The 12,746-nt window shown below is 22.5% G+C and carries 12 protein-coding genes; all 12 read left to right on the top strand.

The genetic code is table 4. The features are described from left to right. Nucleotides 1-103 precede the first annotated feature (103 nt). The 12 genes from AACL24_RS06780 to AACL24_RS06835 all read left to right on the top strand — a co-directional run bounded on the left by AACL24_RS06780 (nt 104) and on the right by AACL24_RS06835 (nt 12,394). The gene (locus tag AACL24_RS06780) at nt 104-487 is read left to right on the top strand and encodes a hypothetical protein (protein WP_339046493.1); all 384 of its coding nucleotides are present in this window, start codon (nt 104-106) and stop codon (nt 485-487) included. A 149-nt stretch (nt 488-636) separates the two neighbouring features. Continuing rightward, on the top strand, nt 637-1,173 hold the full coding sequence (locus AACL24_RS06785; protein WP_339046491.1) for a hypothetical protein: 537 nt from the start codon (nt 637-639) through the stop codon (nt 1,171-1,173). Between the two features lie 12 nt (nt 1,174-1,185). Beyond that, complete coding sequence (locus tag AACL24_RS06790) at nt 1,186-2,505, top strand: hypothetical protein (RefSeq protein WP_339048641.1); 1,320 nt, start codon at nt 1,186-1,188, stop codon at nt 2,503-2,505. 2 nt (nt 2,506-2,507) lie between these two features. Beyond that, complete coding sequence (locus AACL24_RS06795; protein ID WP_339046485.1) at nt 2,508-2,795, top strand: hypothetical protein; 288 nt, start codon at nt 2,508-2,510, stop codon at nt 2,793-2,795. Further along, a complete protein-coding gene (locus tag AACL24_RS06800) occupies nt 2,764-3,534 on the top strand; it encodes a hypothetical protein (protein ID WP_339048643.1) in 771 nt (256 codons plus the stop codon). Before AACL24_RS06795 ends, AACL24_RS06800 begins: the two co-directional genes overlap by 32 nt. Further along, nucleotides 3,534-4,439 carry a hypothetical protein gene (locus AACL24_RS06805; RefSeq protein ID WP_339048645.1) on the top strand — a complete coding sequence of 302 codons (906 nt, stop codon included), beginning with the start codon at nt 3,534-3,536 and terminating at the stop codon, nt 4,437-4,439. The genes AACL24_RS06800 and AACL24_RS06805 overlap by 1 nt, the downstream gene beginning before the upstream one ends. Then, on the top strand, nt 4,440-4,958 hold the full coding sequence (locus AACL24_RS06810) for a hypothetical protein (RefSeq protein ID WP_339046126.1): 519 nt from the start codon (nt 4,440-4,442) through the stop codon (nt 4,956-4,958). It abuts the gene before it with no gap. A gap of 3 nt (nt 4,959-4,961) precedes the next feature. Continuing rightward, nucleotides 4,962-5,312 carry a hypothetical protein gene (locus AACL24_RS06815; RefSeq protein WP_339046124.1) on the top strand — a complete coding sequence of 117 codons (351 nt, stop codon included), beginning with the start codon at nt 4,962-4,964 and terminating at the stop codon, nt 5,310-5,312. A gap of 43 nt (nt 5,313-5,355) precedes the next feature. Further along, nucleotides 5,356-6,717 carry a hypothetical protein gene (locus AACL24_RS06820; protein WP_339049255.1) on the top strand — a complete coding sequence of 454 codons (1,362 nt, stop codon included), beginning with the start codon at nt 5,356-5,358 and terminating at the stop codon, nt 6,715-6,717. 4 nt (nt 6,718-6,721) lie between these two features. Continuing rightward, nucleotides 6,722-8,203, top strand: a complete 1,482-nt coding sequence (locus AACL24_RS06825; RefSeq protein ID WP_339046120.1) for a hypothetical protein — start codon at nt 6,722-6,724, stop codon at nt 8,201-8,203. Beyond that, nucleotides 8,197-9,552, top strand: coding sequence for a hypothetical protein (locus AACL24_RS06830; RefSeq protein WP_339048653.1), 1,356 nt, complete (start codon nt 8,197-8,199; stop codon nt 9,550-9,552). The genes AACL24_RS06825 and AACL24_RS06830 overlap by 7 nt, the downstream gene beginning before the upstream one ends. Beyond that, the gene (locus AACL24_RS06835; RefSeq protein WP_339049256.1) at nt 9,479-12,394 is read left to right on the top strand and encodes a hypothetical protein; all 2,916 of its coding nucleotides are present in this window, start codon (nt 9,479-9,481) and stop codon (nt 12,392-12,394) included. Before AACL24_RS06830 ends, AACL24_RS06835 begins: the two co-directional genes overlap by 74 nt. Nucleotides 12,395-12,746: the final 352 nt, after the last annotated feature.

Raw genomic sequence — 12,746 nt, forward strand, 5'->3', positions numbered from 1 at the left:
TTATAGTCCCAGTGAACCTACTGGGACTATAATTTGGGTGAGCCACGTAGTGGCGAGGGACGAAGTCCCTATATACTTGATGTTTTAAAATAAGGTGATTAATATGCCAGCAAAAAGAAAAGAATTAGGAAATTATAAAGAAAAAATAAATGAATATTTTAGAGATAATAAAAATGTTCCAACTAGAATGACAAAAACTGGTTTAAATTTAGCATTAGGAATTGATAGAAAATATATATTTGATTGCCGACGCTACCAGACAAAATGACAACAAAAATTTTTAAAAGATTATGATAAAGCATGTCAAAAAATTGCTAATTATTTATTAAGAAGTACTATGCAAGACCCAAAGTATCAATGAGAATATTTAAGAAAATGTCATCCAGAAGAATTTGATGATTTACAAGAAAATTATCAAGATAATACCACTAAAAATAATATAATTATTAATATTTGTGAACCAAGAAAAATTGAAAATGATGATTAAAGGTCTATATTATATATAGATTTTTTCTTTATTTTAAAGGGAAAAAATGATACAATATATTAAAGTGAATATGTTAAATTAACATATATAAAAGTGACCTATTAACCAAGTGAATTATTAAAATTTTATTAACAAGGGAGATTAAAAGTATGAGTGATTTTACTTTTGATGAAAAAGAGAATTATAGTTTAGATGATGTTAAAAATTTACTAAAACAACATAGAAATGTAGTATATGCTGAAAGTAAAAAAGATATTGAACCTAAATTAACTAAATTAAGTGAATATGAAATAAAAATAAAAGAATATGAAAATAAAATTAATAGTTTTGAAGAGCAACAATTATTTTCTAATATTAAAGATACAAAAAAAGTAAATTTAATTAAAAATTTAATGAGTACTGATAATTATAAATCTTTATCTAAACAAGAAGCATTTAATAAAATAAATGAAGATTATAAAGAATTTCTTATTGATAAAACAGAACCTATTAAATCAGAAAATAAACTTAATTCAAATGATTTTAATCCTAAAACTCTTTTAGATTTACATACAAATAGTATTAATCCAGAAGAATTAGAAAGAAAATTAAATGAAAAAGCAAAAACTACAGGTATTACTGACCCTAAAGAATTAGAAAAACTTGTAAATTTAGCAAGAGGAAATGCACTTCAATCTATTAAATAGAAAGAGGATAATATGGCAATTCCACAAATACCTAAAGCATTTATTATTGGTGGTAATTCTCCTACTGAAAATGCTGTTTTAAGTGTACTTGAAGCACAAGTTCGTGGTGAATTAACTGCTGAATTAAGTACTTTATTTATGAGAAATACTGTTACTGCTGACCAAATAGCAAATATTAGTGGTGTAGCAATGGCAATATATAGAGCAACTGTTCGTGTATTATGAGGTTCAACATGAGATGAATTTACTGGTACTAAAAGACAAAAAGGAACAGTTAAAACAACAACATTAATTATTGATAAAGAATTAACAATTGATTTTAATATTCCAGAATTTGATATTGAAAGATTTATGACTTCACCAGCAAATGTAGCAACACAAATTGTTTCAAATTGAACAAGTTCATTTATGAGAAATTTAAGAGAAAACTTTGAATTAATATTTTTACAAGGTACAAAAGATTATGCAATTGCTAAATCATTAGTATTACCTTTAAATTTAAATAATATGACTAAAGAACAAGCATTAAATGCTTATTATATAATCGGAGAAAGAAATAATAAATTAATTAAAAAAGTAGATGATATTACAGTTGGTATTAATAAAGCAGATTTAACTGGTGCTTGTGGTATTGATAGTAGTTTTAATTTAGCAAAAGCATTTACATTATTAAATTATGGACAAATTGCTGCAAATACTTTAGCAACTGGTAAAAGATATACAAATCAAATTATGGGAATGGAATTTTATGAAAGTTTTTATTTAGAACAAGATTTTATTCATGATACTGTTTCTGGTATGCATTTAGAAAAAGATTATAAATTATTAGATTTATTTGGAGTAGTTTATAACAGATATATGTGAGGTATGCCTATTTCATTTACTAAAGTAAGAAATAAATTAGATAATGCTACTGATAATATTCGTATTATTGGTAAAGCATTATATTCATTACCAGCAGCAATAAGACCTAATTTAATGTATATAATTCAAGAAAAAATGCCTACAATAGATGAAATTAAAGAAGCAAGAGCAAAAAATTATAAAGTTGATGCAACTAATATTAATGCAAGTTATCAATCAACTGATTATGATAATATGAATATTTTAGATTTACAAGATGTAATTTATTATAAAAATTTAGGAAAAATTACTATGGCAGGAACTACTCCTACTAATGATGAATTAGAAACTGTAATATTAAATATTGGTAATAATGGTTATGAAAAAGGTAAAGTAACATTTAGTAATATTACATCAACAAGTGCTACTATTTCTGGCAATAATAAAGATTATTATGGAACAGTAAAATTAGAATTTACTAAAAAATAATTATGGAATTTATATATAAATATTTTGATGAAAAAGCACATATTACTATTTATTCACCTAAACCAGAAGATTTAACTAGTAGTAATGATATAAGAGCAATTTTATTAGATGAATATCCTAAATTAAGAAATGATTATTTTATAGTAAGTGATGTACATGATAATTATGCTATATGTGTTGGAGATAATATTCATTGTGAAGGTAAAGTAATTATTAAAATAGAAAAACAAACTAATTTATTAAAAGGAGTAAATGAAAATGCCAAATGACATTACTATACAATCAAATAATTATACTTTATTAAAGATAATTCGTTCTTCAATTAGTCCATTATCAGCAATGATTGGTACAAGTGCTTATTATGGTCAAGTAATTGCAAATCCAGTATTAGGTTCAATCAATAGTTTATTATTTGGTAAAAAATTAGGTTTAGATATTTGAAATTTAAATCAAAGACCAAATACTAAAACTAAATTAATTAATAGTTCTAAAAAAATATTATTAGGTTTAGGAACAATTGGATTATCAAATTATAGCAAATTTACTAATTCTTCAATTAATCCAAATCCATTTCCAGATTTATTATTAAAAAATAATAAATTAATGGATTGAGATACATATATTAGTTTAAATGCTTATGGTATTTCAAATCTTATTAGTGGATTAACTGAATTAATCCCAAATAGATTTGAAACTATACGTAAAATAGCAAATATGGGTACTGGTGGTTGTTTAATATCAAGTGGTGTTGCTATGGGTATTAATAATGATTTTAATAATGCTTATGCAATTCCAACAATAGTTGCTGGTGCATCTGAAATAATTCATAATTTATTACCTATGGAAACTACTAATCATGTTGAAGAAATGCAAGAAACACCATTTAATAACGAAACTGCAAGATTAATTAATGATAATAGTTTCACTATTAATAGTGAAACAACTAGTCAATATGGTAGTGATAATATGAGTGAAGTAATATTAGATAATGCTTCATTAAATTGAGATTATAACCATATGAGCTTATAATGTTACCTTTAATTATTAGAATTATTTATTCTGCATTAGAAACTAATGATATAAGAACTGCAATTATTAGTTTATTAAAATTATATAGTAAAAATCAAAGTTTAAAATCAATTTTAGATAGTGAAAATGTTAGTAATGAAGAACTTGACCAACCATATTCAACTTTTAATCCAAATATTATTAAAAAACTTATTTCAATTTTAAAACCTAGTCAATTAACTGAATTAAAAACTCAATTAGATAAATTAATATTTAAACCTATAAAAAAAGTTAATAATTTGTTTAAAGAAGATAAAAAAGATATTAATGATAAAGATATTAAACAACACAATAATAAAGATTATAAAGGATGAGTAATATTATCAAGTTCTTGATTTAAAAAAGGTTTATTTTATAAATCAAATAAATCATTAAAAGTAGGAATATTACAGGGTTTATTTCAAAGTGATACAAGTAAAAATAAACGTTGATATGGTCCTTATACTTATCCAAATGTACCAGAAGAAACTTGAAATTTAATGAAAGTTCAAAAAGGTAAAAATGGTTCTGGTGCTGGAACAATATTTTGAAGATATTTTTTAAGAGGGTTTTTACCAAGTCAAATACGTTTATATGTAAAGAAACAACTTAAAGAACAGAAAGGTATTAGTAAAGGTAAACAACGTTATAACATTATTAAATCAACTAATATTAATGTTTTAAAAACAACTGCATTTATTAATAGATTAGAACGTGGATTTTTTAAACTTAAAGATTTTAAAACTTTACCAAAAACTGAATTAGGTAGTAGAGCATGAAGAGTAGAAAGAAAAGAATATTTAACTTTTCATAAAACTAATAATTTAAATAAAAATATTGGTATTTCAATTTATAAAAATAAAAGTAAATATAAAACATGAAAGTAGGTGGTAATTATTATTGAATTAGATAAACCAATTAAACCAATTGGTATATGAAATACTATTAATCCTATAAGTAAAGATAATAAAGAATATAAAAGATTAAATAAGATTTGATTTAATAAAAATAGTACTCATATTGATAAAATTAAAATTTTAATATCAAATATTTTAAAAATAACTAGTCATATTATTGGTATATTAATAACATTATTTTTTACTAGTACACCTTGATTAATACCTAAAATACCAATAGAAATGGGAATAGGAAATTATACTAATCAATATAATTTTACTTGACCTGACCATTTAATATTAACTTTATTTCCTATGTTTGGTCATATTGGATTAAATCTTATTACTAAATTAGGTAATTATGGAAAATTAATTAAATATATATTAATAACTATACCAATTATTATTACAAGTCCTTATTTAATATATCAATATAAAGAAATTAAAAAACATAAAAAAGAATGTCATTTATGTAAACAACATTCAAATAAAATACAATTGGAGGAATAAAAAATGAATTTTTCAATAGAATTAATATCAGCAGTAATAGGAGGAGCAGTTGCTAGTGGAATATGTATTACTTTAGCATTTCTATTATTTGGAAAATCAATTAAAAAATCAAAGAAAAATAAATTAGCAAAAGAATTAAAAAGAGATAAAGAAATTGAATTTATTAAATCAAATATTAAACAAATAAATTCTCAATTACAATTAGAAACTACATCAATTGCTAAATCTTTAGATAGTTTTAATAATGATAATGAAAAAGATGAAGTATTTAAAAATACTATTATTAGTCAAAGAGCTTCTAAAAAAGAATTATCAGAAAAAGATAAGAAAAAAGCAACTAAAGTTGGAATTTAAAGGGTTTAAATACCCTTTATTTTACATTAAGGAGTAAATTATTATGGCTATTAAAGACCCAATTTTATTTATAACAGTTGAAGAATTTAAAAATTCTAAATATTTTAATGATTTATTATTTGATAAAGTTACTACTCCAGATAATGAAATTTGATTTGCAATATCTGTAGCAAGTAGTAATATTAATTATTTAAGTGGTTTTACTATTTCAAAAAAATGACCAGAAATAACACCAACTGATTTTACAGATAATATTCAAACAGCAACTACTCATTATGTTAGATTTTTATTAACTAAAGATGTAGATTATTTACGTGGTCAAGGTTCAATTAGTCAAGGTGGATTAACTTATAGTGAAACTAATCCAGATGACCCTTATTTTATACCACCCGAAGTATTTAATTGTTTAAGAAAAATTAAAGAATATCCAAATATTAAAGGTTTTAATTTAAAAGGTATAGAATCACAAAAAAATAATTGATTTAATAAATTTATTTCAAATTGTGGTGAAGATAGTCCATTAAATGCATATATACCTTATAATAATATAAAATCATTAGATTCTAGAACTAAAATTACTATTACTCATCCACAAAATATGTTAAGACCAATAGTTAATATTGATACTAGTGGAATTAAAACAGATATTGATAATTCATTATGAGAAGTTATTGAAGATAATTCTAATTTTATTAAACCAAAAGATGATAAAGGTATTGATGCTAATAGTAAAAGAATAATTGATGTTGGTACACCTACATTTTTAACAGATGCTACAACTAAAGAATATGTTGATAATAAAATACCTAATTTAACTGATTATTATAAAAAAGAAGAAACTGATAATAAATTGTTATTAAAACAAGATAAATTAATTGCTGGTGCTAATATTAAAATTGAAAATAATGTTATTAGTGCTAAGGGTAGTAGTGTTGAATCATTATGAGAAATAGACCCTAATTCGCCTAATATTATTCAACCTAAAGAAAAAAGATTAATTACTTCTAATAATAAAAGAATTATTTATATAGCAGACCCTGAACAACCACAAGATGCTGTAAACAAAAGATATGTTGATAATAAAATACAACCAAGTCCAAGTATTCCACAATGAAAAGAAGTAGGAACAAAAGTTAATATAAATCATATTAGATATAATTTTATAACTAATAAAAAGTATAAAATTTATTATAATTTTGAAAGTCAATCAAGCATTAAAAAATTTGCTTTTATTTGTAAAGAATTTTTATACGGTGAGTTAAATACTGATGTTCAAACTTTGGATTGAGATAAAGTTAATGATAGAATAATGGTTTCTTTACAAATGCAAAATGATACAATTGCTATTGTTAGTGACCCTGTAAGATATGGTCAACTTTTAAAATTAGAAGAATTACAGGAATAATATTATGAATAAAGAATTTACTTATTTACATGAAATTAGTTATTGATTATTAAATAAAAGTGATTTTACTCATAGTGAATATAATTTAAGTGGAAGTAGATATTCAAGTAAAACATATAGTATTGCTGAAGAATTAGCAATATTAATAGCAATTTCAATTAAAGTTAATAAATCAATTGCTATATATTGTTTTAGAAAACTTAATAAAGATATTAATGATTTAGTTAAAGAAATATATAATGCTTTAATAATAATTAGTTTTAATGATTATAAAGATTTTACTTTAAAATATCCAAATAAACAAGCAGATTTTAGATTTAAAGGTAGTAAATCATTTATTAGAGTTATGGGTGTATATAGTAATTCAAATGATAGAATACCTTTAAAAGGTCTTTCTCGTAGTGAAATAAAAGGATTTGATTTAGCAATTGAATGATGTGAAGAAGCAAATGAATTTAGTCAACAAGAATTTCAAGCAATTACATTTGCATTAGGTAATGCTAAAAAAAGAATAAAAATTAAAAGTTGTAATCCAGATAATATTTATCAATATTTTATTGAATATATGAATAATATTGTACCTTTTAACTTAGAAATTATGAAATCTAATAATGAACAAATTAAATCAGTATTTGATAATAATATATTTAAATTATTTCATTATTCAAATTGAAAAGTAAATAATCATAATTTGACATTAGATATGATTAATGATTTAGAAGAATTAAAAGTATTAGACCCTATTAAAGCACAAAGTTGATATTATGGTGTACCTAGTATTTTAACTGGTGCTATATTTGCAAGATATTTAGATAAAGTAGGAACTAAATTAGATTTTCAAGTACAAAGATTAACTGGTGGATTAGATATTGGTATGGCAACAAGTAGTAGTGGTCATCCAACTGCTGCTTCATTATGATTTATTGGTGAAAATGAAAATGGAAGAAGAGCGCATAAAGAAAGTGAATTTTATCATAGTAATGTTACTATGCAATATAAAGATACTGATACTTTAGCAAATGATATTATTAATTATTATTTAAATGAAAGTAAACGTTATATAGCAATGATATTTGGTTTTACTTGTTATGTTGATTATGGTAATGGTGGATTAGTATTTATTGATGTTTTAAAAAGTTGAGTTAAAAAACGTAATATAACATGATTAAAATTTATAGCAGTAGATAAATTAACTTTATATTTAAATGATAGAATTGATTTTACAACAATTTGTATGCTTAAAAATATTATTAGTTTTAATTGAGAAAAATGTCTAGAAACTAAAAGACAATATAGTTTAATGCAATGATTAGATAAAAAGAAATTAGATACTAATAATAATACTCCCAAAATGTTAGATTTACATGATGATACTTGAGATAGTGATATGTATGCTTTAATGCATGAAATGAAATGATTAATTAATGGTATTAATAATAAATTATTAATTAATAAAAATAAATTTAATGGTGATGAATTATGATAAATACAATGGAATATTTAAGTTGTGATAAATCAAATTGATATATTGATATACCTATGATTATTGCTCAAAAATCAACTAAATTATGATTAGGTAAAGGTTTTTTATTTAATTCAAGTAAAAAAGAAATATTAGATTATTTAAATGAAATGAATTTAAAAGATAAATGATTAGAAAAATTTTATAAATTTGGTTTACAAAATAGTTTAATGGGAAAAGTATTTATAATGATTATAGTAAATGAAGATAATAGTAAATCACTTAAAATATTACCTAATAGTTTTTGTGGTAGAGTTGCTAAATATAATGAACAAGAACAAGCAGCTGAATTTTATTTTATTAATGAACAAGCAGATAGTGCAACTTTAACTTGAGTAACAATTCAAAATGGAAAAGTTAAATATGAAACATATAAAGATAATAATAAAGATATTATTTTAGGTTCTACAAGAACTAAATTAAAACCAAATATTACTCCATTAAAAACTTATGAAATTAAAAATCCATTTAATTATATACCTATTTTTGAAATTACTAATTTACCAATTATAAATTTATATGGTAATGCTACAACTTTAAATGCATATCCAGATTGTACACCAGTATGAGATTTAATTTGAGATTTAAATCGTGTAATTAGACAAAAAAGATTAGAAAGAGAATTAAATGTTACTACTTTATTTGCATCATTAGATAATGAAACAGTTAAAGAAATGCAAGAAAATGGCAATATTGTAGAAAATCCTAAAAAAGATATGTTTGTTAATGTTGGTAGTGCTGGTTATGATAAAAATGGTAATGGTGGTATGCAAATTATTCAAGGTGACCCTAAATTTAATGAATATTGATTAGATTATAATGGTACTGCTAAAGTAATATTTAATGGTGCTGGATATGATTATGATGAACATGGTAATGATGTTTATACTAATAAAACAGAAAGTATGTTTAATAATAAATATGATATGGAGACAACAGAAATAAAAATAGCATTTTATAGTGCTTATTTTTATCGTATATTTGATTTATTACTTATTAGTGAAAATTTATGAAATGGTATTGGAGAAAGACCTTATAGTTTTAAATTTATTCCAATTGCTATGACTGACCAAATAATACAAGACCAAATTATTAATTCAAGATTAAATAATGGCACAATGACAGTCATTGAAGCAATTGGTGAATATGATAATATTGACCAACTTATGGCTGAAAATAAATTAGAAAATATTATTAATGAAAATCAAAAATTAAATAAAGATTTAGGAGGTAATAATAATGAGCAGACATCAACAAATACAATTAATGAAACACGCTCACATGAGATTAAAGATGCAACAAATATTGATTAAAAGACAAAGTCATTGAAAAATATTTCCATTTGTTATAAATAATGGTGCTATACCTTTAACTGAAACTGGTTATAAACCAATTAATAGTAAAATAAGTGATTTTGGACAATATGAATTAATATTAACTGGTAATACTCCAGTTGTATGTATTTGAAAAAATAGTACAAAAATATATCAAAAAAATAAAGGTATAACAGACCCAAATACTCATAAAACTACAGGTCAAGATGAATTTTATACAAAAGAATATAAAATTGGTGATTATTGAAATGCTTATTTAATTGATGATACAAGTGGTGTTGATTTTAGTAATTTACCAAATAATCAAATATTTAAAACAGTACAAACTAAAAGACAGTATACTTTAGTAATGTTTGAAGAACATATTACAATTGATGATTATTTACAATTTTTTGTTGTATTTAATGATGAAAATGAAAATATTGGTGGTAATTCTGGTAAAAATCAAGATAGACAATTATTATATATTTCAAATGTAACAAATTATTATAGTCCTTATAATGGTGCATTTAGTATACAAGTATTAACTTTTAGTAGTTTAAATGATAGAGTAATTAGTAGTGGTCAAAATACACTTGATTTTGTACAATATGCAAGTCCTGGTAGTGGTTATGCTTTTCCTACTATTCAACAAGGAAAAGTAACATTAAATCGTACTTTAATGTGTGATATAGGAGTAAGATATAGTCATAGACAAAGTTATGGATTAGAATTATTATCAAGTTGTTATTATTATGGAAGACCTATTATTCAAGGACAAAAACCAATACAACAAAATAATGAAGAAATATTTGAAAGTAAAGTATTTGCTTCAAGAAGATTATTTATTGCTGGTAATAATGAAAAATCTACAACTGATATTAAAAATAATGGTGGTTTACTTGCTGGTATAAATGATAAAATAACAACAAGTAGTCATCCAGAAACTACATTTTATAATATTATGGATGCAAAACCTACGGGATTTACTAATTTTAAAAATTTTACAGAATGATTAAAAACTTCATTAAATTTTCAAGATAATTTATTTGTAACAAAAGATTTTAAAGGTATGCTTTCTTTTGATAAAGATAAAGCAATAAAAAGTAATGGTACAGCAATTGGTAATGCTAAATTCTTTTGAGATAGTGAATGAAATATAAATAATTTAACTGGAAATTATAATGTTGATATGAGTAGTAATTTTAAATATAAAGACCCAGATACTCATTTAATTATTGGTAGTCCAACTGTTGATTATAGTAAAATATCACAAAAATATATGTCAGCAATATTAAATTTTAATAGTGTTGTATTTTCACCATTAATACAAATGCCTTATGATTCAAATCAATGATTACCATTTGCATTAAGTGATATACCTTTAATTGGTAAATTATTAAATGCTTTAACATTAGGTATTTGAAGTAGTTGAGTTATTACTCAAAATGTTCAACAATATAAAAAAATGTTATATTTTAATGGTTTTATGAGTGCATTTTTTACAAGTAATTTAGAAAATATTATTGGTAATGGTGGTTTAATTCCTTTAAATGCTTTTACAAATGATAATGATTTTACTATTGGTAAATTATTAGGTTCACATGTTTCAACAACTGCTATGACAATGAAATTAAGTGATAGAGTAAGTGTATATCCATGAGACCCTACTACTGGTAAAAAATTAGAAACTAAAGAACAAATATCAACTGTTGATTTATCACAAAAGAAAAATAATAAAGTTTATATTTTAGCAGAAGATACAGAGTTTTTAGATATAGCTTCACCATTTACAAATGAAGATAAAGATTGTCAATGAAATCCTACAAGTAATGGAGTTATTGATGGTTCAAATTATGCTTATATTATTGATACAATTGTTACTCAAAGTTTACATCAAGGTGAAGAAAGACATACATTTTATAGTGATAATCCTTTTACTTATCAAGGTGATTATAATGAAATATCAGTTGCTCAATTTCGTTATAATAATATGGGTTATTTAACTGGTAATGCTTTTAATTGAACTACTTTATATAAATTAAATCATGATGAATATGAAGAAAGTGAAGAAACTACATTTAGTTATCCAGCAAAAATATTACCACCAAGTCCACAAAATATAGCAAAATCAATAATTATTATTCCGGATTTAAAAATAGAAATGACAGCAAATAATTTACCATTAACAAATACAAATTCAATACCAGTAAAAAATAATTTAGATAATTGATGAAATGCAAATCAAAATAAATTAGTTAATTATGAATTTGATTTAAAATTATTATTAGACCCTACATTATTAATTAAAACTTTTAATGATTTAAAAAGATATTATAAATCAATAACTATTTATTATGGTTATGATATTAAAACTATTGAAAATATACATAATGCACAATTTGAAGCAAATTTTTCTACAACTGAAACTTTTAGACCAGCAAAAAATGAAGATACAAGTATAACTATTGATTTAAAAGATTTAATTTTAAGAAACGATTCGCCACAAAATGATATAGATGAAAGTTTGTGATTTCATACAAATAATCAAGATAGAACAGGTATTAGTTATATTTATGGTAAAACTACTACTGATTACAATTTTAATAATTATGAGTTTAATTTAAGTGAAAAAACTCTTTCTGTTAATAAAAAAATTGAAAACAAAAAATCAATTGGTATGAGTATAAAAGATAATAATTTAAAATGAACAATTTATTTGCAAGGAACATTATCAAAAATAGAAGGAAGATATAATTTAAATCAAGGAATATTTTTTGGAGAAAGATTTATATCTAATATAAAATCCAATATTTACAAAATTATTTTAAGTGTAAGATAAAATTTTGTTATAATTTAAAATAAAAAAGGAGTAATAAATGGATACTGGTATCATTGCAATAATTATAATATTTGGAGTTATAATTTGATTATTATTAGTAATTTTTGGTGTAAAATTATGCAATAATAATAATGCACTTGGTGTTTTATTATTATTTATTCCACTGAATATATTTGGTTTAATATTAGGATGTTGTTTGTTATATAACAAAAGAAAATAATATTTCCCCATAATCTTAAATATTTAATGTTATAATTTATTGATACTTACATAAGTAAGTATATGAAATAAAAAGTTCTCAAATTTATATTAGTTCTAAATAATTAGGTTGGCACCTAATTAAAAAGTTACC

It is taken from the genome of Spiroplasma endosymbiont of Colias croceus, assembly GCF_964020095.1.
Classification (GTDB): domain Bacteria; phylum Bacillota_I; class Bacilli_A; order Mycoplasmatales; family VBWQ01; genus Spiroplasma_E.